This window comes from Methylobacterium sp. Ger2507 (assembly GCF_055231875.1).
Genome location: NZ_JBUYVC010000001.1, coordinates 2,922,641 through 2,944,432, shown reverse-complemented (window position 1 = coordinate 2,944,432; position 21,792 = coordinate 2,922,641). Strand labels below are relative to the sequence as shown.

At 64.3% G+C, this 21,792-nt stretch carries 15 protein-coding genes and 1 tRNA gene; all 16 read right to left on the bottom strand.

Annotated elements, in window-relative coordinates; genetic code table 11:
• Positions 1-12: 12 nt before the first annotated feature.
• Positions 13-321: a 30S ribosomal protein S10 gene (gene rpsJ, locus ACV7NL_RS13625; RefSeq protein WP_018044230.1), complete on the bottom strand. Its 309-nt coding sequence runs from the start codon at positions 319-321 to the stop codon at positions 13-15.
• A gap of 89 nt (positions 322-410) precedes the next feature.
• Complete coding sequence (tuf, locus tag ACV7NL_RS13620; RefSeq protein ID WP_056480538.1) at positions 411-1,601, bottom strand: elongation factor Tu; 1,191 nt, start codon at positions 1,599-1,601, stop codon at positions 411-413.
• 72 nt (positions 1,602-1,673) lie between these two features.
• Positions 1,674-3,749 (bottom strand): elongation factor G, encoded by a 2,076-nt coding sequence (gene fusA, locus ACV7NL_RS13615; RefSeq protein WP_463355944.1) that lies wholly within the window; start codon positions 3,747-3,749, stop codon positions 1,674-1,676.
• A gap of 30 nt (positions 3,750-3,779) precedes the next feature.
• Complete coding sequence (gene rpsG / locus ACV7NL_RS13610) at positions 3,780-4,250, bottom strand: 30S ribosomal protein S7 (protein WP_056183508.1); 471 nt, start codon at positions 4,248-4,250, stop codon at positions 3,780-3,782.
• A gap of 123 nt (positions 4,251-4,373) precedes the next feature.
• Positions 4,374-4,745, bottom strand: a complete 372-nt coding sequence (rpsL, locus tag ACV7NL_RS13605) for a 30S ribosomal protein S12 (RefSeq protein ID WP_018044234.1) — start codon at positions 4,743-4,745, stop codon at positions 4,374-4,376.
• 446 nt (positions 4,746-5,191) lie between these two features.
• Positions 5,192-9,400: a DNA-directed RNA polymerase subunit beta' gene (rpoC, locus tag ACV7NL_RS13600; RefSeq protein WP_056183506.1), complete on the bottom strand. Its 4,209-nt coding sequence runs from the start codon at positions 9,398-9,400 to the stop codon at positions 5,192-5,194.
• A 172-nt stretch (positions 9,401-9,572) separates the two neighbouring features.
• Positions 9,573-13,697 carry a DNA-directed RNA polymerase subunit beta gene (rpoB, locus tag ACV7NL_RS13595; RefSeq protein WP_056183504.1) on the bottom strand — a complete coding sequence of 1,375 codons (4,125 nt, stop codon included), beginning with the start codon at positions 13,695-13,697 and terminating at the stop codon, positions 9,573-9,575.
• 249 nt (positions 13,698-13,946) lie between these two features.
• The gene (gene rplL / locus ACV7NL_RS13590; RefSeq protein WP_056183502.1) at positions 13,947-14,321 is read right to left on the bottom strand and encodes a 50S ribosomal protein L7/L12; all 375 of its coding nucleotides are present in this window, start codon (positions 14,319-14,321) and stop codon (positions 13,947-13,949) included.
• A 57-nt stretch (positions 14,322-14,378) separates the two neighbouring features.
• Positions 14,379-14,909 carry a 50S ribosomal protein L10 gene (gene rplJ / locus ACV7NL_RS13585; RefSeq protein ID WP_056183499.1) on the bottom strand — a complete coding sequence of 177 codons (531 nt, stop codon included), beginning with the start codon at positions 14,907-14,909 and terminating at the stop codon, positions 14,379-14,381.
• Positions 14,910-15,477: 568 nt separating this feature from the next.
• The gene (locus ACV7NL_RS13580) at positions 15,478-17,103 is read right to left on the bottom strand and encodes a B12-binding domain-containing radical SAM protein (protein ID WP_056183497.1); all 1,626 of its coding nucleotides are present in this window, start codon (positions 17,101-17,103) and stop codon (positions 15,478-15,480) included.
• A 187-nt stretch (positions 17,104-17,290) separates the two neighbouring features.
• Complete coding sequence (locus tag ACV7NL_RS13575) at positions 17,291-18,622, bottom strand: aminotransferase-like domain-containing protein (RefSeq protein ID WP_463355943.1); 1,332 nt, start codon at positions 18,620-18,622, stop codon at positions 17,291-17,293.
• A gap of 391 nt (positions 18,623-19,013) precedes the next feature.
• Positions 19,014-19,712 (bottom strand): 50S ribosomal protein L1, encoded by a 699-nt coding sequence (gene rplA / locus ACV7NL_RS13570; RefSeq protein WP_056183492.1) that lies wholly within the window; start codon positions 19,710-19,712, stop codon positions 19,014-19,016.
• Positions 19,713-19,724: 12 nt separating this feature from the next.
• Positions 19,725-20,174 carry a 50S ribosomal protein L11 gene (gene rplK / locus ACV7NL_RS13565; RefSeq protein ID WP_018044245.1) on the bottom strand — a complete coding sequence of 150 codons (450 nt, stop codon included), beginning with the start codon at positions 20,172-20,174 and terminating at the stop codon, positions 19,725-19,727.
• Positions 20,175-20,388: 214 nt separating this feature from the next.
• Positions 20,389-20,922, bottom strand: a complete 534-nt coding sequence (nusG, locus tag ACV7NL_RS13560; protein WP_056183491.1) for a transcription termination/antitermination protein NusG — start codon at positions 20,920-20,922, stop codon at positions 20,389-20,391.
• A gap of 66 nt (positions 20,923-20,988) precedes the next feature.
• Entirely contained in the window at positions 20,989-21,291 is a 303-nt protein-coding gene (secE, locus tag ACV7NL_RS13555; protein ID WP_056483265.1) for a preprotein translocase subunit SecE, read from the bottom strand.
• A 228-nt stretch (positions 21,292-21,519) separates the two neighbouring features.
• A tRNA-Trp gene (locus tag ACV7NL_RS13550) sits at positions 21,520-21,596 on the bottom strand.
• Positions 21,597-21,792: the final 196 nt, after the last annotated feature.

The window sequence follows — 21,792 nt, the reverse complement described above, 5'->3', positions numbered from 1 at the left end:
TCCCCGCGGGACTTAGAGCTTGATCTCCACGTCCACGCCGGCGGCGAGGTCGAGCTTCATCAGCGCGTCCACGGTCTGCGGCGTCGGATCGACGATATCGAGGACGCGCTTGTGGGTGCGCATCTCGAACTGCTCGCGCGACTTCTTGTCGATATGCGGCGAGCGGTTGACGGTGAACTTCTCGATATGCGTCGGCAGCGGTATGGGACCACGGATGGTGGCGCCGGTGCGCTTGGCCGTCGAGACGATCTCGCGGGTCGACGCATCGAGGATGCGATGGTCGAACGCCTTGAGGCGGATACGAATATTCTGACCGTTCATGACCTGAAACCTTGGCGGGGCGATGGGGGGCGGGCGCGAGGACCCGCCCCTCAATCGTTCCCTGCAGACGTGACCGTTGAGGCGGACGATTACTCGTTGATGGCGGCGACGACGCCGGCGCCGACGGTGCGTCCGCCTTCACGGATGGCGAAGCGCAGCTTCTCTTCCATGGCCACCGGCACGATCAGGGTGACGTCCATGGTCACGCTGTCGCCCGGCATCACCATCTCGGTGCCCTCGGGCAGCACGCACACGCCGGTCACGTCCGTGGTGCGGAAGTAGAATTGCGGGCGGTAGTTGGTGAAGAACGGCGTGTGACGGCCACCCTCTTCCTTGGTGAGGATGTAGGCCTCGGCCTTGAACTTGGTGTGGGGCTTGACCGAGCCGGGCTTGCACACGACCTGGCCGCGCTCCACGTCCTCGCGCTTGGTGCCGCGCAGCAGCACGCCGACGTTGTCGCCCGCCTGACCCTGGTCGAGCAGCTTGCGGAACATCTCGACGCCCGTGACCGTCGTGGTCTGGGTGTCGCGGATACCCACGATCTCCACCGTCTCGCCGACCTTGACGATGCCGCGCTCGACGCGACCCGTCACCACCGTGCCGCGACCCGAGATCGAGAACACGTCCTCGATCGGCATCAGGAACGGCTTGTCGATCGGACGCTCCGGCTGCGGGATGTAGGCATCCACCGACGCCATCAGCGCCAGCACCGCGTCGTGGCCGACGGCCTTGTCGCCGTTGTCCAGGGCAACCTTGGCCGAGCCCTTGGTGATCGGGATGTCGTCGCCGGGGAAGTCGTACTTGGAGAGGAGCTCGCGCACCTCCATCTCGACGAGCTCGAGGAGCTCGGCGTCGTCGACGAGGTCGACCTTGTTGAGGAACACCACCAGGGCCGGCACGCCGACCTGACGGGCGAGCAGGATGTGCTCGCGGGTCTGCGGCATCGGGCCGTCGGCCGCCGACACCACCAGGATCGCGCCGTCCATCTGCGCCGCACCCGTGATCATGTTCTTCACGTAGTCGGCGTGGCCCGGGCAATCGACGTGGGCGTAGTGACGGTTGGCCGTCTCGTACTCCACGTGCGCCGTCGAGATCGTGATTCCGCGCGCCTTCTCCTCGGGAGCCTTGTCGATCTGGTCGTAGGCCGTAAACGTCGCACCGCCCGACTCCGCCAGGACCTTCGTGATCGCCGCCGTCAGAGACGTCTTGCCGTGATCAACGTGACCGATCGTGCCGATGTTGCAGTGCGGCTTCGTACGCGCGAATTTCTCTTTGGCCATGATAGCCTCCGTCTGATCTGATGTTGCGTCTGAAGGGGTGCGGGAGGCGCTCCCGTGGGAGCGCCGACGGCTTTAGGCGTACTTGGCGACGACCTTCTCGGCCTCGCCGCGCGGCACCTCTTCGTAATGGTCGAACTGCATCGTGAAGTTGGCGCGGCCCTGTGAGAACGACCGGAGCTGATTCACGTAGCCGAACATGTTGGCGAGCGGCACCATCGCGTTGATGACGTTCGCATTGCCGCGCATGTCCTGGCCCTGGATCTGGCCGCGGCGGGAGTTGAGGTCGCCGATGACCGAACCCGTATATTCTTCCGGCGAGACGACCTCGACCTTCATCACCGGCTCCAGAAGCACCGATCCACCCTTCTGCAGGGCTTCACGAAGCGCCGCGCGGGACGCGATTTCGAAGGCGAGAGCCGAAGAGTCGACGTCGTGGTAGGCGCCGTCGATCAGTTCGACTTTGATGTCGACGACCGGGAAGCCCGCCAGGATGCCAGCACCGAGAACCGAGTTGAGGCCCTTCTCGACGCCCGGGATGTATTCCTTCGGGACAGTACCGCCGATGATCTTCGAGGAGAATTCGAAGCCCTTGCCGGGCTCGTTCGGCTCGACAATGAACTTCACCCGAGCAAACTGACCGGTACCGCCGGTCTGCTTCTTATGGGTGTAGTCGATCTCGGTGCGCTTCGTGAGCTTTTCACGATAGGCCACCTGCGGCTGACCGATATTTGCATCGACCATATAGGTGCGGCGCAGGATATCGACCTTGATGTCGAGGTGAAGCTCGCCCATCCCGCGAAGGATGGTCTGGCCGGATTCCTGGTCCGTGGAGACCCGGAACGACGGATCCTCGGCTGCCAGCTTGGCAAGCGCGATGCCGAGTTTCTCCTGATCGGCCTTGGACTTCGGCTCGACCGCGATCTCGATGACGGGCTCCGGAAACTCCATCTTCTCGAGGATGACGGCGTCCTTCGGATCGCACAGGGTATCGCCCGTACGGGTTTCCTTGAGACCGGCCAGGGCCACGATGTCACCCGTGAAGGCCTCCTTCACGTCCTCGCGATTGTTGGCGTGCATGAGAAGCATGCGACCGACGCGCTCTTTCTTGTCGCGCGACGAGTTGATGACGTTGGCGCCCGACTCGATCTTTCCCGAGTAGACGCGGCAGAACGTGATCGTGCCGACGTGCGGATCGTCCATGATCTTGAAGGCGAGCATGGAGAAGGGATCGCTATCCGACGGATGGCGGACGATCTCTTCCTCGGTCTTGAAGTCGAGGCCCTTGATCTCGCCACGGTCTGCAGGAGACGGCAGGTAATCGACAACGGCATCGAGCAGGGGCTGGACGCCCTTGTTCTTGAACGCCGAACCGCACAGCACAGGGTGGAAGGCACGACGCTGGACGGCCGTACGGACGAGGCGATGCATCGTCTCGGCATCCGGCTCGACACCGTCGAGATAGGCCGCCATGGCGTCATCATCCATTTCCACACAAGCTTCGACCAGCTTGATGCGGTACTCAGCGGACTGATCAGCGAGATCGGCTGGAATTTCCGTTTCCGAGAAATCGGCGCCCAGCTTCTCGGACGTCCAGACGATGGCCTTCATCTTGATCAGGTCGATGACGCCCTTGAAGGTCGTCTCGGCGCCGATCGGAAGCTGCAGACACACCGGCTTGCCAGCGACGCGGTCGATGATGTCGGCGACACACTTGAAGAAGTCGGCGCCGATCTTGTCCATCTTGTTGACGAACACGACGCGCGGCACGTCGTACTTGTCGGCCTGACGCCAGACGGTCTCGGTCTGGGGCTCCACGCCCTGGTTGCCATCGAGAACGCAGACGGCACCGTCGAGGACGCGAAGCGAGCGCTCCACCTCGATGGTGAAATCAACGTGGCCGGGGGTGTCGATGATGTTCAGGCGCTTGTCGCGCCAGAAGCAGGTAGTAGCAGCCGAGGTGATTGTGATGCCACGCTCCTGCTCCTGCGTCATCCAATCCATCGTCGCGGCGCCGTCATGGACTTCGCCGATCTTATGGGACTTGCCGGTGTAATACAGGATCCGCTCGGTGGTCGTGGTCTTGCCAGCATCAATGTGAGCCATGATGCCGAAATTGCGGTAGTCCTCGATCGCGTGCGTGCGGGGCATCGGATTGCTCCTGAAAGGGTCCGGGTCCGCTTACCAGCGGTAGTGCGAGAAGGCGCGGTTGGCTTCCGCCATCCGGTGCGTATCTTCACGCTTCTTGACGGCGTTGCCGCGATTGTTGGCGGCATCGAGAAGCTCGGCCGACAGCCGCTCGACCATGGTCCGATCGTTCCGGCCGCGGGCGGCCTGGATCAGCCAACGGATGGCGAGTGCCTGGCGGCGCTCGGTGCGCACCTCGACGGGGACTTGGTAGGTTGCACCTCCAACGCGGCGGGAGCGGACTTCGATCGCCGGAGCGACGTTGTCGAGAGCCGCGCGGAACACCTCGATGGGGTTTGCACGGGCGCGGTTCTCGACGATGTCGAAGGCGCCATAGACGATCCGCTCAGCGGTGGACTTCTTGCCCTCGTACATGATGGAATTCATGAACTTGGTCAGCACGATGTCCCCGTACTTCGGGTCCGGGATGATCTCACGCTTCTCGGCAGAATGGCGGCGGGACATCGCTCGCTCCGTCTTAAACTTGGTCTTCTTGAAACCACCCTGCGCAGGCCGCCTTGAACCTCTTCGAGGCCGGCGACATCCTTACAGGGTGCGCGAATATCAATCGTACGTCGCGTGTCGCTCTTACTTCGGACGCTTGGCGCCGTACTTGGAGCGACGCTGCTTGCGGCCCTTGACGCCCTGCGTGTCGAGCACGCCGCGCAGAATGTGGTAACGCACACCAGGAAGGTCCTTCACGCGGCCGCCGCGGATCATCACCACGGAGTGCTCCTGAAGGTTGTGACCCTCGCCTGGGATGTAGCCGATGACCTCAAAGCCATTGGTCAGACGAACCTTCGCGACCTTACGGAGCGCGGAGTTCGGCTTCTTCGGAGTCGTCGTGTAGACGCGGGTGCAGACGCCACGCTTCTGCGGGCAGGCGTCGAGCGCCGGCACCTTGTTGCGGCTCTTCTGCGCCTTGCGCGGCTGAGCGATCAGCTGGTTGATCGTCGGCATGCCAATCCTCTCGAAACGCGTCACCATCGGCGGTGACCGTCGAAATCCAAATCTCGTTGTGGCCAGCCCCGGCATCGCACAAAGCTGTGCGACGAAACGCAAAACCGCGCCCCAGGCTGATCTCAGCCTTTGGCGCGCCGTTGCAAGCAGAGGATCACCCGCATTGAAGCAAGCGATCATGCCGGACTGACACGTGTTCGTTCGTTGAAATCGGATGCGTCTAGGAAGCCTGGATCGAGGCTCGGCGCCTCACGATCGTTTGCTGCCTACGGCCAGCCGTTCAATGAGGGCCTGATAGAGGTGGATTCGACCCGCGTCAACCCATTCCGTTACAGGATCATGAAGTTGCGTCGTCCGACGACGTACGAAATCTTTGATCCGACCGTTCACGAAAAAGGGGCCGCCCATGGGCAGCCCCTTCGTTCCGACGCGATGCGGCGTTCGAGTTATTCCGCGGCGGGCGGTAGCTCCGAGAGGGGCTGAGCCCCGCTCTCGGCGGCCTTCTGCTGCAGAATGAGGTTGTCGCGGCGGCGCGCGACAGCCCGGATCTCAGCAGCCATTGAGCCGGTACCCGCCGGGATGAGCGAGCCCACGATCACGTTTTCCTTGAGGCCTTCAAGGTAATCGATCTTGCCGTTGACGGCAGCTTCGGTGAGCACCCGTGTCGTCTCCTGGAACGAGGCCGCCGAGATGAACGACTTCGTCTGAAGGCTCGCTTTGGTGATGCCGAGCAGAACCGGAACACCGACGACCGGCTTCTTGCCCTCGGCAAGCAGCTTCTCGTTGATGTCTGCGAGTTCCGTCCGGTCGATTTGGTCGCCCGTCAGGATGTCGGAATCGCCACCATCGGTGATCTCGACCTTCTGCAGCATCTGCCGGACGATGACCTCGATGTGCTTGTCGTTGATGGACACGCCCTGGAGCCGGTAGACCTCTTGGATCTCGTTGACGAGGTAGGCAGCAAGCTCCTCGACGCCCTTGATCGCCAGGATGTCGTGCGGTGCCGGGTTGCCGTCGACGATGTAGTCGCCAAGCTCGACGACGTCTCCATCCTGAAGGTGGATGTGCTTGCCCTTCGGGATCAGGTACTCGACCGCCTCGGAACCGTCATGCGGGGTCAGCGTCAGGCGACGCTTGTTCTTGTAGTCGCGTCCGAACTGAATCGTACCCGACTTCTCCGCGATGATCGCGGCATCCTTCGGACGCCGTGCCTCGAACAGTTCCGCCACCCTCGGCAGACCGCCGGTGATGTCGCGGGTCTTCGCTGAGTCGGTGGAGACGCGGGCGAGGATGTCGCCGGCCTTCACTTTCGCGCCGGGGTCGTAGCCGATGATGGCATCGACGGGCAGGAAGTAACGGGCATCGGAGCCGCGCGGCAGCTTCATCGGCTTGCCGTCGTCGTCGAGCACCAGCATCGCCGGCTTGAGGTCGGCGGTGCGGGCGGTCCCCCGCCAGTCGATGACGACGCGCTTGGCGATGCCGGTCGACTCGTCGGTGGTCTCGGTGATCGACTGGCCGTCGATGAGGTCTTCGTAGGCCACCACACCGTCGGTTTCGGTGATGATCGGACGGGTATAGGGGTCCCATTCGGCGATGCGCTGACCGCGCTTCACCTTGTCCCCATCGTCGACCCGCAGCTTCGCGCCGTATTGCAGGCGGTGGACGGCACGCTCCGAGCCGTCGGTGCCGACGATGACGACAGCAACGTTACGGCCGGTGGCGATCAGATCACCATCCGAGTTCCGGGCGAGGGCCCGGTTGCGGATTTTGATCGAACCTTCGAAGCTCGACTCGATGAAGGACGAGTCGGCGATCTGGGCCGCACCACCGATGTGGAAGGTCCGCATGGTGAGCTGGGTGCCCGGCTCGCCGATCGACTGCGCGGCGATGACGCCGACAGCCTCGCCCATGTTGACGGGCGTGCCACGGGCCAGATCGCGCCCGTAGCAGGTGGCGCAGACGCCGCTCTTGGTGGCGCAGACGAGCACCGAGCGGATCTTCACCTCCTGAATACCGGCCGCCTGGATGGCGGGCAGGTGCTTCTCCTCGATGGTCTCGCCGGTCTTGACGATCATGGTGCCATCCTGGGCCACCAGATCCTCGGCCGTGGCACGGCCCAGGATACGGATCGCCAGCGGAGCCACGACTTGGCCGGCATCTACGATGGCGCGCATGCGGATGCCGTTCGTCGTGCCGCAATCGGTCTCGCGGATCACGGCATCCTGCGCCACGTCGACGAGACGACGGGTGAGGTAACCGGAATTCGCGGTCTTGAGCGCGGTGTCGGCGAGGCCCTTACGTGCGCCGTGCGTCGAGTTGAAGTACTCGAGCACGTCGAGGCCTTCCTTGAAGTTCGAGATGATCGGCGTCTCGATGATCTCGCCCGATGGCTTGGCCATCAGGCCGCGCATGGCGGCGAGCTGCTTCATCTGGGCCGGCGAACCACGGGCACCGGAATGGCTCATCATGTAGATCGAGTTGACCTGCTTGTCGGCGCCGTGCTCGTCCTTCTGCACGGTCGAGATGCGCAGCATCATCTCGGCGGCGAGCTTGTCCGAGCACTTGGCCCAGGCGTCGACGACCTTGTTGTACTTCTCGCCCTGGGTGATCAGGCCATCGTTGTACTGCTGCTCGTAATCCTTCACCAGCGCGCGGGTGTCGTCCACGATCGGCCACTTGTTGTCCGGCACGACCATGTCGTCCTTGCCGAACGAGATGCCAGCCTTGAACGCGTGGTTGAAGCCGAGCGCCATGATGCGATCACAGAAGATCACCGACTCCTTCTGACCGCAGTGGCGGTAGACGGTGTCGATCATCGCGGAGATCTCCTTCTTCGTCATCAGCTTGTTGACGACGTCGTAGGGGACGTTCTTGTGCAGCGGCAGAGCGGTCGAGAGGATTACGCGGCCGGGGGTGGTGTCGTAGGTCTTGGTCAGCGGTTCGCCGTCGGGCCCGATGCCGTTCCAGCGCCAGCGGATCTTGGTGTGCAGCTTGACGGTCTTCGCCGCCAGAGCATGCTCCAGTTCGCCGATGTTGCCGAAAACGCCCTGCATCGGGTTCTGCTTGTTCGTTGGGTCGAACGCGCCGATGGCGCCCTCGGCGACGATCGACAGGTAATAGAGGCCGAGAACGATGTCCTGCGACGGCACGATGATCGGCTGACCGTTCGCGGGGTGCAGGATGTTGTTCGTCGACATCATCAGGACGCGCGCCTCCAACTGAGCCTCGAGGCTCAGGGGAACGTGCACGGCCATCTGGTCGCCATCGAAGTCGGCGTTGAACGCGGCGCAGACCAGCGGGTGCAGCTGGATCGCCTTGCCCTCGATTAGCTTCGGCTCGAAGGCCTGGATGCCGAGGCGGTGCAGGGTCGGTGCGCGGTTCAGCATCACCGGGTGCTCGCGGATCACCTCATCGAGGATATCCCAGACTTCCGGCTTCTCCTTCTCGACTAGCTTCTTGGCCTGCTTCACCGTGGCGGAGAAGCCCTTGGCGTCGAGGCGCGCGTAGATGAACGGCTTGAACAGCTCAAGCGCCATCTTCTTGGGCAAGCCGCACTGATGCAGCTTCAGCTCCGGGCCCACCACGATGACCGAGCGGCCCGAGTAGTCGACGCGCTTGCCGAGCAGGTTCTGGCGGAAGCGGCCCTGCTTGCCCTTCAGCATATCGGCGAGAGACTTCAGCGGACGCTTGTTGGCACCCGTGATGACGCGGCCACGGCGGCCGTTGTCGAACAGTGCGTCCACCGCCTCCTGAAGCATGCGCTTCTCGTTGCGGATGATGATGTCCGGCGCGCGCAGCTCGATCAGCCGCTTCAGACGGTTGTTGCGGTTGATGACGCGGCGGTAGAGGTCATTGAGATCGGACGTGGCGAAGCGACCGCCGTCGAGCGGGACCAGCGGGCGCAGGTCCGGCGGAATCACCGGCACCACGGTGAGGATCATCCATTCGGGCTTGTTGCCCGACATCTGGAAGGCCTCGATGATCTTCAGGCGCTTGAGCAGCTTCTTCGGCTTCAGCTCTGAGGTCGTGGTGGCGATCTCTTCGCGCAGGGAATCCGCGATGCCGTCGAGGTCCAGTTCCTGAAGAATCCGGCGGATCGCTTCGGCGCCGATCATGGCGGTGAAGCTGTCCTCGCCGTATTCCTCCTGCGCGCGCAGGTACTCCTCCTCCGACAGGAGCTGACGCTCCTTCAGGGGGGTGAGGCCCGGCTCGATGACGCAGTAGGACTCGAAGTACAGGATGCGCTCGAGGTCCTTGAGCGCCATGTCGAGCAGCAGGCCGATGCGGCTCGGTAGCGACTTCAGGAACCAGATATGGGCGACGGGCGCAGCGAGCTCGATATGGCCCATGCGATCGCGCCGAACGCGCGCGAGGGTCACCTCGACGCCGCACTTTTCACAGATCACGCCCTTGTACTTCATGCGCTTGTACTTGCCGCACAAGCACTCGTAGTCCTTGATGGGTCCGAAGATGCGGGCGCAGAACAGGCCGTCACGCTCAGGCTTGAACGTGCGATAGTTGATCGTCTCGGGCTTCTTGATCTCGCCGAAAGACCACGAGAGGATCTTCTCGGGCGACGAGATCGAGATCTTGATCTGGTCAAAGCTCTGGGGCTGAGCCTGCTGATTGAAAAGATTCATGACCTCTTGGTTCATGATCTACTCCTGCTGACGAGGCGCACCCTCCGCCGAGGGGCTGACCACGTGCTGAAAACGGATGCGGCGCGACGACCGGCCGGATCGTCGCTGACCGTAGAACGGGAGGCCCTGCCCCTCCCCGCTCAGACCGCGCCGGAACTGATCCCGGCGCGGGAGCGTGATGCGGTCGTTATTCGGCCGCCTCTGCGGGCGGCTCGATCTGGTCGTTGGCGAGCTTCTTGGAGGACGTCAGCTCCACGTTGAGGCCGAGCGAACGCATCTCCTTGACGAGCACGTTGAACGACTCCGGAATGCCGGCCTCGAAGGTGTCGTCGCCACGGACGATCGCCTCGTAGACCTTGGTCCGGCCGGCGACATCGTCCGACTTGACCGTGAGCATCTCCTGCAGCGTGTACGCGGCGCCGTAGGCTTCCAGAGCCCAGACCTCCATCTCGCCGAAGCGCTGACCGCCGAACTGAGCCTTTCCGCCCAGCGGCTGCTGGGTGACCAGGGAGTACGGGCCGATCGACCGGGCGTGGATCTTATCGTCCACCAGGTGGTGCAGCTTCAGCATGTAGATGTAGCCCATCGTGACCTTGCGGTCGAAAGGCTCACCGGTCCGACCATCGTAGAGCGTCGACTGGGCCGACCGGTCGAGACCGGCCATTTCCAGCATCTGCTCGATGTCGGCTTCCTTGGCGCCGTTGAACACCGGGGTCGCCATCGGCACGCCGCGACGCACGTTGTTGGCGGCTTCAGCCAACTCGTCGTCGGACAAGCCTTCCAACTCGGACGGCGAGTAGATCGCCTGCATCTCGCCGCGAAGCGGCTCGATGTCCTGGTTGCGCAGGTAGGCGTCCACCGCGAGGCCGACCTTGCGGCCGAGACCGGCCGCAGCCCAACCCAGATGGGTTTCCAGGATCTGGCCGACGTTCATGCGCGAGGGCACGCCCAGCGGGTTCAGCACGATGTCGGCATGGGTCCCGTCTTCCAGGAACGGCATGTCCTCAATCGGGACGATCCGCGAGACCACGCCCTTGTTGCCGTGGCGTCCGGCCATCTTGTCGCCCGGCTGGATCTTACGCTTCACCGCCACGAAGACCTTGACCATCTTCATGACGCCGGGCGGAAGTTCATCGCCGCGCTGCAACTTCTCGACCTTATCGAGGAAGCGCTGCTCGAGGCGCTTCTTCGACTCGTCGTACTGCTTCTGCATCGCTTCCATCTCGGTCATGAGACGGTCGTCGATGACGGCGAACTGCCACCATTGCGAACGCGGGTACTCGCTGAGCAACTCGCGGGTGAGCGTGGTCTCCTTGCGGAAGCCCTTCGGTCCCGCGATGGGAGCCTGACCGATGAGCACCGTTGCGAGACGGGCGTAGGTGTTGCGGTCCAGGATCGCCTGCTCGTCGTCACGATCCTTGGCGAGACGCTCGATCTCCTCGCGCTCGATCGCCTGGGCGCGCTCATCCTTGTCGACGCCGTGGCGGTTGAACACCCGGACCTCGACGATGGTGCCGGTCACGCCCGGGGGAACCCGAAGCGAGGTGTCGCGCACGTCCGATGCCTTCTCGCCGAAGATAGCGCGCAGGAGCTTTTCCTCCGGCGTCATCGGGCTTTCGCCCTTCGGCGTGATCTTCCCGCACAGGATGTCGCCGGCGTGCACCTCGGCACCGATATAGACGATGCCGGCCTCATCGAGGTTCTTCAACGCCTCTTCCGAGACGTTGGGGATGTCGCGGGTGATTTCTTCCGGTCCGAGCTTGGTATCTCGGGCCATCACCTCGAACTCCTCGATGTGGATCGAGGTGAACACGTCATCCTTCACGATCCGCTCGGAGAGCAGGATCGAGTCCTCGAAGTTGTAGCCGTTCCACGGCATGAACGCGACAAGCACGTTCCGGCCGAGAGCGAGTTCACCGAACTCCGTCGAAGGGCCGTCGGCGATGATCTCGCCCTTCTTCACGGCCTCGCCGACACGCACCAGGGGCTTCTGCGTGATGCAGGTCGACTGGTTGGAGCGCTGGAACTTCTGCAGGCGATAGATGTCGACGCCGGGCTTGTTGGCATCGGCCTCTTCGGTGGCTCGGATGACGATACGGGTGGCGTCCACCTGATCGACGATGCCGGTGCGGCGGGCCGCGATGGCGGCGCCGGAGTCGCGGGCGACCACGGCCTCCATGCCGGTGCCGACGAAGGGCGCATCGGCGCGAACCAGCGGCACCGCCTGGCGCTGCATGTTCGAGCCCATCAGTGCGCGGTTCGCGTCATCGTTCTCGAGGAACGGGATGAGCGCGGCCGCGACCGACACCAGCTGCTTCGGCGACACGTCCATCAGGTCGACGCGATCCGGCGGCACGACGATGACGTCACCGGCGCGACGGCAGACCACAAGATCCTCGATGAGCTTGAAGGTCTCATCCATCTGCGCGTTGGCCTGCGCGACGTAGTACTTCGCCTCTTCCATTGCCGAGAGGTAGGCAACGTCGGTGGTGACGACGCCGTCCTTCACCCGCCGGAAGGGGGTCTCGATGAAGCCGTACTTGTTGACGCGTGCGAACGTCGCGAGCGAGTTGATCAGACCGATGTTCGGGCCTTCCGGCGTCTCGATCGGGCAGATGCGGCCGTAATGGGTCGGGTGCACGTCGCGCACTTCGAAGCCGGCCCGCTCACGCGTCAGACCGCCCGGGCCAAGCGCCGAGAGGCGGCGCTTATGCGTCACTTCGGAGAGCGGGTTGGTCTGATCCATGAACTGCGACAGCTGCGACGAGCCGAAGAACTCGCGCACGGCGGCAGCGGCCGGCTTGGCGTTGATGAGGTCCTGCGGCATCACCGTGTCGATGTCGACGGAGGACATCCGCTCCTTGATGGCGCGCTCCATGCGGAGCAGGCCGAGGCGGTACTGGTTTTCCATCAGCTCGCCGACCGAGCGTACCCGGCGGTTGCCGAGGTGATCGATGTCGTCGATCTCGCCCTTGCCGTCGCGCAGGTCCACCAGCGCCTTGACGACCGCGAGCATGTCCTCGCGACGCAGGGTACGCACGGTGTCCTCGGCATCGAGGTCCAGGCGCATGTTCATCTTCACGCGGCCCACGGCGGAGAGGTCGTAGCGTTCGGAATCGAAGAACAGCGAATGGAACATTGCCTCCGCGGTATCGAGCGTCGGCGGCTCGCCGGGGCGCATGACGCGGTAGATGTCGAACAGCGCGCCTTCGCGGCCGGAATTCTTGTCCACCGCGAGCGTGTTGCGGATGTAGGGACCGACATTGATGTGGTCGATGTCGAGCACCGGCAACTCGGAGACCCCGACCTCTTCCAGGCTCTTGAGGAGCTTGTCGGAGATCTCATCGCCGGCCTCGGCCCAGATCTCACCCGTCTTCGGGTTGACCAGGTCCTCGGCGATGTACTGGCCGATCAGGTCCTCGTCGGTGGCCTTGAGGAAGTTCACGCCACGCTCGGCGATCTGCCGGGCGTTGCGGGCGTTCAGCTTCTTGCCGGCCTCGAGCACGACTTCGCCGGACTCCGCGTCGATCAGGTCGACGGACGCCTTGAAGCCCTTCAGTCGGTCGGCATCGTAAGGCACGCGCCACTCGGCGCCGTCACGATCGTAGATCACGCGGTTGTAGAAGGTCGACAGGATCTCTTCGCCGTCGAGACCCAGCGCGAACAGCAGCGAGGTTACCGGCAGCTTGCGCTTCCGATCGATGCGGACGTGGACGATGTCCTTCGCGTCGAACTCGACGTCGAGCCAGGAGCCGCGATACGGAATGATGCGGGCGGCGAACAGGAGCTTGCCCGAGGAATGGGTCTTGCCCTTGTCGTGGTCGAAGAACACGCCGGGCGAGCGGTGCATCTGCGAGACGATGACGCGCTCGGTACCGTTGACGATGAAGGTGCCATTCTCCGTCATCAGGGGCATATCGCCCATGTAGACGTCCTGCTCCTTGATGTCCTTGACCGACTTCGCGCCGGTATCCGGGTCCACATCGAACACGATCAGGCGCAGCGTAACCTTCAGCGGGGCTGCGAACGTGATCCCGCGCTGCCGGCACTCGTCGACGTCGTATTTCGGCTGCTCGAACGTGTATTTCACGAATTCGAGCAGGGCCGTGGAAGAGAAGTCCGAGATCGGGAACACCGACTTGAACACGGTCTGCAGGCCTTCGTCGCCCCGTCCGCCTTCCGGCTCATCCATGATCAGGAACTGATCGTAGGATGCCTTCTGAACCTCGATGAGGTTCGGCATCTCGGCGACTTCCTTGATCTTGCCGAAGAACTTGCGAATCCGCTTGCGACCGACCAGCGTGTTGGCCATGGGTGACCTCGCTCCTACGTCCCGCGTACCGGGTGCCCGGGGAAGGCTCTTGCCTCCCGCGACCAGGCGGTGAGCCCGTCCCGCCGGACGACGCCCTCCCGAACTGAAAAACTCGTGGCCCTCACGTGGGCCGGTCGGGTCGCCTGAAGCGACCGTGGCCCACGGGCGTGAACCCGCGGGCCTTCGGTGCCCTCAGGTCCGGATGGACCCGAGGGGCGGTGATGGACCGGTACGGCCCACCGAAGAGTCTTACTTGAGCTCGACCTTGGCGCCAGCCTTCTCCAGTTGAGCCTTGAGCTTCTCGGCCTCTTCCTTGTTGACGGACTCCTTGACAGCCTTCGGAGCGCCCTCAACGAGGTCCTTGGCTTCCTTGAGGCCGAGGCCGGTGATCGCGCGGACCTCCTTGATGACCTCGATCTTCTTGTCGCCGGCGGCGGTGAGCATGACCGTGAACTCGGTCTGCTCCTCGGCAGCGGCAGCCGGGCCGGCGGCCGGACCAGCGGCGACGGCGACGGCGGCAGCAGCCGAGACGCCCCACTTCTCTTCGAGCATCTTGGCGAGGTCAGCAGCCTCGAGAACGGTCAGCGAGGACAGGTCGTCAACGAGCTTGGCGAGATCAGCCATGTTAGTATTCCTTTAGATATCGGTTTGAACGGATGGGATGAAAAGAGCGATGCGGCCTCAGGCCGCTTCGCTCTGAGCCTCGTCCTTGTTGGCATAGGCCCCGAACACGCGGGCGAGCTTGGCCGCCGGTGCGTTGACGACCTGGGCGATCTTGGTCGCGGGAGCCTGGATGAGCCCCACGATCTTGGCGCGCAGTTCGTCGAGGGACGGGAGCGAGGCGAGGGCCTTCACACCGTCCGGGTTCAGGGCTGTCGTGCCCATGGCGCCGCCGAGGATCACGAGCTTGTCGTTGGCCTTGGCGAAGTCCACCGCAACCTTGGCGGCCGCGACTGGATCGCTGGAATAAGCGAGCAGGGTCGGACCCTTCAGGAGGGGCTTGATGGAGGCGACGTCCGTGCCATCGAGAGCGATGTTGGCGAGGCGGTTCTTGGTGACCTTCACGGTGGCACCGGCCTGCTTCATCTGCGAGCGCAGCTTCTGCATGTCGGCGACCGTGAGGCCCTTGTAGTGGGCCACGACGACGACGGACGTGTTCGCAAACACGCCGTTGAGCGTCGAGACGAGATCAGCTTTGGCTGTCCTGTCCACTGGGGCTCTCTCCGGTTGGCGGAACCCGAGAATGGGTCCGCCGGTTGCACATGCCGCCCGGGACGGAACTCGGCTTAACGAGAAGCCGGAACGTCCTTGGCGACGCTTCACGGCCCTGTCCCCTATCGGCCCCCGGAGCGGGTGGACGATACGGGTGAGATGGTTCAAACCGATTCCTCGTCCTGTCCGCGTCGAGCGAACCGGCCGAGGGGTCTAGAAATTCGGTCTTCCCCGTCTGTGCAGGCTTGGACGATTAAGCCGGTTGCCCGGCACCTGCAGTCTCGGACAGGACATGGCCGGACGAAGCCCCGAAGCGCTTTCGCCCTTCAAAGCCTTCCGGCCATCACCGCCTAGTTGCCCAGGCGATCTCTCAATCGGAATGCGACCGATCGGCCGATTCCTTTCGCATGTATGAAAACGTTGAGGCGGTCTATAGAGCCTTGCAAGCAGCCTGCCAAGAGCCCCGCCGTGAAAAATGAGCGATGCGTGCTGTTTTCCCTTGACGCCCTCTCGTCACGTCGTCTCGCCCCGTCCGCCCGGCCATGATCCGCCGGGCGCCAACCTCTTCCTAGGTCGGAAGGAACTTGCGGGCCGCGCGCCACCAGGGCTCGCGCGCCGTGTTCTTCTGCTCCGCCTTGGCGGCGTAGAACGAGGCGTTGTGCTCGCCCCGCAGCGCTTCCCGGGTGAAGCGGATGAGGTGATGGGCCACGAAGCCCATGTTGAAGACGGCCTCGATCTGGCCCCGCTTGAGGGCGTGACCGGCCGCTTTCCAGAACACCCGTCGATAGTCCGAGAGCAATCCGACCCGCACCGCGATGTTGAAGCCGAGGACGAGACCCCGGCGTAGATTGGTGCGCGTGAGCTTGCCCTTGATCGGAGTCTTGATCCGGTTCGGGTAGGTCACCTCGACCTGATGGCGGAAGCGTTCGAAGATCTGCGCCGGCTCGTAGGCGTGGGCGATCGCCCGGCGCCAGCTCGCCACCACGTCGTCGTGCGGGCGCTTGAACAGCACGTTGGATTCGAGGGCCGCGTCGTGGACGAGGCGGTTCTCACGAGTGAGCCGATCCCAGAGCGGCGTCTTGGGCAGGGCCTGGAGCAGGTTCATCGTCAGCACGGGCACGGCCGATTTGTCGATGAAGTCGATCAGCTTCTGCTCGGACTGGTCGGTGTCGGTGTCGAGGCCGAGGATGATGCCGGAGGTCACCTCGAGGCCGAAGCTGTTAAGGATCTCGATCGCCTCATACATCGGCACGGCGGCGTTGTGCTTCTTGTCGATGCCCGCGAGGGCGTCCTCCTCCGGCGTCTCGATGCCGACGAAGACAGTCATGAAGTTGGCCTGACGCATCAGCTCGAGGATGTCGGGCTGCTTGGCCATGTTCAGGGTCGCCTCGCAGGCGAACTGAAGCGGATAATCGTTCTTCTTCTGCCACGCCACGAGGTGGGGCAGCATGTCCTTCGTGGCCTTGCGATTGCCGATGAAGTTGTCATCGACGAAGTACACCACCGCCGGGTGGCCAGGCTGGGCGATGATGGCGTCGAGTTCGCCGAGCATCTGCTCGGGGGATTTGAGGCGCGGCTGGCGGCCGTAGAGCTGCGGGATATCGCAGAATTCACAGCGATAGGGGCAGCCGGAGGAGAACTGCAGCGATCCGATGAGGTAGCGCTTCAGGGGAGCCGCCTCGTAGGCGGGGGCCGGGAAATCCGACAGCGGAAGCCGCTCCTTCGTCTCCAGGCGCACCTGCGCGGCCGGGATCGACACGTCGCGGTCGAGGATCGCCACCAGTTCATCGGTGGCGTCGCCGATCTCACCGAGATGCAGGTAGTCGAATTCGGGGTACTGCTCCGGCGAGCCTGACACCGAGGGACCGCCCAGCACCGTCACTTTATTCGCGGCGTGGGCGCGGGCGTAGATGTCCCGGATCTGCGGGGCCTGGATGTGCATGCCCGACACGAAGACCGCATCGGCCCAGGCGAAATCCGCTGGGCCGGCTCGGGCGATGTTCTCGTCGATGAACCGGTACTCCCAGGCCTCGGGCATGTAGGCCGCGATCAGCAGGAGCCCCTGCGGCGGCATGAAGGCCTTCACGCCACCCATCAGGGGATAGGCGTGAGAGAAGGTCCCGAAGGACGGCGTGTAGGCAGGGAAGACGCACAGGATGCGTCGCTTCGAGTTGACGGAGAGGGTGCATCGCATGGCTGCATACCTAGCACAGGCATCCACGAAGGCGTCACCCTCGCATGTTGTTTTCTCGCGTGTTTGCTCGGGCCCGGACGACCATCCGTCACAGTCGGCGCTTCCCCTCACGCGCCTTTGAACGGAGTCGACGCCGTCGCACCGGTTTCGCGGCTCCCGAAGGCCGCATCACCCGCCGGCCGGAGGGCTACTCGACCTGGGAATCCTCGCCATCGAGGGCGAGTTGCCGAAGGATCTGGAGCGCGATCGTGAGCTTCGGGATGGTGGGCGAGCCGAGCGCGAGGCGGACGCCGTCGGGCGCCGTCGCGGGGTCGATGGCGAAGGCGCTCGCGGGCGAGACCGCGACACCGCGGCGCGCCGCCGCCGCGGCGTAGCGCTCGGCATTCCAGGCGCCGGGAAGTGTCAGCCAGAGATGGTAGGCGCGTGGGTCTCCCTGAACGTCGAGGCCGGTCAGGATCTCGCGGGCCAGAGCTTGTCGAATCGCCACGTCCGCCCGCTTCGCCTGCCCAATGCGGCTCGCAAGGCCGTCTTCGATGACCTGAAGGGCCATCGCGAGCGGCAGGCCGCTGGCGGTCCAGGCTCCGTTGCGGATGGTGCGCGCCAGCGGTTCGACCAGGGCAGAGGGTACGGCGAGAACGCCGAGGCTGAGCCCAGGGGCCAGCCGTTTCGACAGGCTGTCGACCACGATCACCCGATCCGGTGCGAGGGCCGCCAGAGGCTCCTCGTCGCACAGGAACCCGTACACCGCGTCCTCGATGCAGATGATGTCGTGCCGGTCGAGCAGGCGCGCGACGTCCTGCCGGCGTCGGGCATCCATGGTGTGCCCCAGGGGACTGTGCAGCACGGTCTGAAGGTAGAGGGCCCGCAGCGGTCCGGCGCGGTGCGCATCCGTGATCGCGTCCGGCCGTACACCCTTCCCGTCCATTGCCAGCGGAACCAGGGTGAGGCCGAGGCGAGCCGCCATGCCCTTGACCACTGGATAGGTCAGGGCTTCGACCCCGATCCGGTCACCGGGGCGGGCCAAGGCCATCAGTGCGGCGGCGATTCCCTGTCGTCCCGCTCCGGTGAACAGGATGCGCTCGGGCTCGGCCGACCAGCCGCCGCGGCGGAAGAAAGCCGCCGCAGTGGCTCGCGCCTGCGGTGTCGCGCTGGCACGGAGCGGCGGGAACGTGGCTTGGAGCGCCGCCGGACGAAGAAGGGCGGCTAAGCTCGCCGACAGATCTGCAGCCTGCGTCGGCAGGATCGAGAAGACATGCTCGAGATTGATCAGGCCGTCGTCGGTATCCGGCGGGGCGTCGCCTAGCGGAGCTCCAGACATGCGGATGAAGGTGCCACGTCCGACCTCTCCGGTGACGAGGCCGCGCCGCGTCAACTCGGCATAGACCCGACTCGCGGTCGAGACCGCAATGCCACGCTCATAGGCGAACTGGCGCTGTGGCGGCAGTTGGGCGCCGGGAGGCAGGCTGCCCGCGGCGATCTCGGCCGCAATCCCGTCGGAGATCGTTCGGTAATCCGTCACGCTTAAATTGCTCCGAGTGCAATTCTATAATTGAATCGATTCATATTCGGATCAATAGGATCGCGTGCAGCGATGGAGATGCCCGTGACGACGAATACAAGACCGCCTCCGCTAGGCTCATTCTGCCTGTTCCGGCACCTAAATCCAGGCACTCTCGCGGGTACAGAGCATCTCGCAAGACCCATGGCGCTGCTAAGGACCTGGCGCCGGCGTTCTCAGGGGCGCAAGACAATTCGTCAATTGTCCTCGGAGCAAATGATCGAACTCGATCTTGATCCCGTTGTCCTGCGCCAAGAGGGCCGCAAGCCATTCTGGCGGAAGTGAGTGCAAACGAAAACGCCCGGCCGCAAGGGCCGGGCGTTTCCAACGTTTGGATGCACGCGCGCGTGAATCAGGCGGTGAGGACCGTCGACGGCTCCACCTTGACGCCAGGACCCATGGAGGAGGTCACGGCGACGCGCTGGACGTACTGGCCCTTGGCGCCGGCCGGCTTCGCCTTGGACACCGCGTCGGCGAACGCCTTGATGTTCTCGACGAGCTTATCGGCGTCGAAGGAGACCTTGCCGATGCCGGCGTGGATGATGCCGGCCTTCTCGACGCGGAACTCCACCGAGCCGCCCTTGGCGCCGGCGACGGCACCCTTCACGTCCATGGTGACGGTTCCGACCTTCGGGTTCGGCATCAGACCGCGCGGGCCGAGCACCTTGCCGAGACGGCCGACGAGCGGCATCAGGTCGGGGGTCGCAATGCAGCGATCGAACTCGATCTTGCCGCTCTGGACGATCTCGAGCAGGTCCTCGGCGCCCACGATGTCGGCGCCGGCGGCCTTGGCCTCGTCGGCCTTCGCGCCGCGAGCGAACACCGCCACCCGCACCGTCCGGCCGGAGCCGTTGGGCAGGTTGCAGACGCCGCGGACCATCTGGTCGGCGTGGCGCGGGTCGACGCCGAGGTTCATCGAGATCTCGACGGTCTCGTCGAACTTGGCGCTGGCCTTCTCCTTCACGAGCTTGATCGCCTCGTCGATGGGATAGAGCTTGAGCGCGTCGATGCCCTCGCGGGCGGCGCGGATGCGCTTGCCTTCGTGTGCCATTGTGCCCTCCCCTTAAGCGACGACGTCGAGGCCCATGGCCCGAGCGGAGCCACGGATCATGGCGACGGCGGCGTCAACCGAGTCGCAGTTCAGGTCGGGCATCTTCTTCTCGGCGATCTCGCGCAGCTGCGCCTCGGTCACCTTGCCCACGGTCGGGCCCTTGCCCGGAGTCTTCGAGCCGGAAGCCGGCTTCTTGCCGATCTTCAGGCCGGCAGCCTTCTTAAGGAAGAAGGTGACCGGCGGCTGCTTCATCTCGAAGGTGAAGGAGCGGTCCTGGTACGCCGTGATGACAACCGGGATCGGGGTCCCCTTCTCGATCTGAGAGGTCTTCGCGTTGAAGGCCTTGCAGAATTCCATGATGTTGAGGCCGCGCTGACCGAGCGCGGGGCCGATGGGCGGCGACGGGTTCGCGGCTCCTGCCGGAACCTGAAGCTTCACGTAGCCCGTGATCTTCTTTGCCATAGGGACTGCTCCCAAAGAATGCCCGCTGTCCGGCTGGCCTCAGCGCGAACGATACGGGCGGTTGCAGGTCGCGGTTCGGACCGTCGACCCCGGCGGCGAACCGGGCGGGCCTCCCGCGTGTGACACCGCTGCGAAGAACGGTGGTTTCGCGCCCGGCTCTAGGCCGAACGAAAGGGTATGACCGATCGCGGACGATCGACCGAAAGCGAAGCGATCAGATCTTCTCGACTTGGCCGTATTCCAGCTCGACCGGCGTCGCGCGGCCGAAGATCGAGACCGCCACCTTGAGGCGCGAGCGGCTCTCGTCGATTTCCTCGACGGTGCCGTTGAACGACGCGAACGGACCGTCGGAGACACGAACCGTCTCGCCGATCTCGAAGGAGACGGAGGGCTTCGGACGGTCGACGCCCTCGGCAACCTGGCCCTTGATGCGCTCGGCCTCGGCATCCGGGATCGGAACCGGCTTCGACTTGTCGGCGCCGAGAAAGCCCGTCACCTTGGGCGTGTTCTTGATCAGGTGATAGACTTCGTCGGTCAGGTCGCACTTCACCAGGACGTAGCCCGGGAAGAACTTGCGCTCGGCATCGACCTTGCGGCCGCGCCGGACCTCGACGACCTTTTCGGTCGGGACCATGACCTCGTCGAACAGCTCCATCAGGCCACGCTGGGCCGCCTGATCCTTGATGGACTGCGCGACCTTGTTCTCGAAATTCGAGTAGGCGTGGACGATGTACCAGCGCTTCGACACGGTTCTCACCAAATCCTGACGTCAGTCAGCCCGGGCGCTGCAGGGCGCTCGGGCCGAGAAGTGATTTTAAGCGCCGACCCCGAGGATCAGGGTCACGAGATAACGCAGCGCCTGATCCACCACGGTGAAGAAGATGCTGGCCACCACCACCATGATGAACACCATCACGGTGGTCACGACGGTCTCCTTGCGGCTCGGCCACGTGACCTTGCGGCCCTCGTCGCGAACCTGGGTCAGGAACTCGGCCGGTCCGACACGCTTCGGGGTCGGGCGGGCGGGCGGTGTCGCCCGCGGGGGCGTCGGCGTGGCGGAGCCGCGCTGCGGAGTGCGCGCGAGGTCCACTTTCTTCGATGCTTCGTTCGATGCCATGGCGCCAACAACAGGGAGATCGGCCCGAGCTTCGGGAAAGCGCAATGCGGCGGCTCCGGAGGGAGCCAGCATCAACGGCCTTCATCGATCTCGGAAGGCGACCGCTCTAACGCAAGTCGCCGGGCTTGTCGACTACGCCCGACCGGACTTCGCGGATGAACGATCAGCTCGAAGGAACGGGGATGGGAGGGTCGACTGGTTTGACGCGGCCAGTTGGCAAAATCCAAGTGGCAGGAGTGGAGGGACTCGAACCCGCAACCTCCGGTTTTGGAGACCGGCGCTCTGACCAGTTGAGCTACACTCCTACGCGAGGGACAAGTCCTTCGCCGCGGCGCTGCTATAGACCGGTCGCCGTGGCTCCGCAATGGTCAAACTGCGCGGTCGACAAAGATCCTTCGCCGTCTCGATTGCAGGCAGTCGGCAGGTGCCGACGCCGGCTAAAACGCGCACGGCGCCCCGGACGAAACCGGAGCGCCGTGCTTGGCGTCATATCAGGCGGCC

Excerpts from the sequence above, each read along its gene's own strand:
- rpsJ (WP_018044230.1), bottom strand. The coding sequence starts at position 321 with ATGAACGGTCAGAATATTCGTATCCGCCTCAAGGCGTTCGACCATCGC.
- tuf (WP_056480538.1), bottom strand. The coding sequence starts at position 1,601 with ATGGCCAAAGAGAAATTCGCGCGTACGAAGCCGCACTGCAACATCGGC.
- fusA (WP_463355944.1), bottom strand. The coding sequence starts at position 3,749 with ATGCCCCGCACGCACGCGATCGAGGACTACCGCAATTTCGGCATCATG.
- rpsG (WP_056183508.1), bottom strand. The coding sequence starts at position 4,250 with ATGTCCCGCCGCCATTCTGCCGAGAAGCGTGAGATCATCCCGGACCCG.
- rpsL (WP_018044234.1), bottom strand. The coding sequence starts at position 4,745 with ATGCCGACGATCAACCAGCTGATCGCTCAGCCGCGCAAGGCGCAGAAG.
- rpoC (WP_056183506.1), bottom strand. The coding sequence starts at position 9,400 with ATGAACCAAGAGGTCATGAATCTTTTCAATCAGCAGGCTCAGCCCCAG.
- rpoB (WP_056183504.1), bottom strand. The coding sequence starts at position 13,697 with ATGGCCAACACGCTGGTCGGTCGCAAGCGGATTCGCAAGTTCTTCGGC.
- rplL (WP_056183502.1), bottom strand. The coding sequence starts at position 14,321 with ATGGCTGATCTCGCCAAGCTCGTTGACGACCTGTCCTCGCTGACCGTT.
- ACV7NL_RS13580 (WP_056183497.1), bottom strand. The coding sequence starts at position 17,103 with ATGCGATGCACCCTCTCCGTCAACTCGAAGCGACGCATCCTGTGCGTC.
- rplA (WP_056183492.1), bottom strand. The coding sequence starts at position 19,712 with ATGGCACACGAAGGCAAGCGCATCCGCGCCGCCCGCGAGGGCATCGAC.
- rplK (WP_018044245.1), bottom strand. The coding sequence starts at position 20,174 with ATGGCAAAGAAGATCACGGGCTACGTGAAGCTTCAGGTTCCGGCAGGA.
- secE (WP_056483265.1), bottom strand. The coding sequence starts at position 21,291 with ATGGCATCGAACGAAGCATCGAAGAAAGTGGACCTCGCGCGCACTCCG.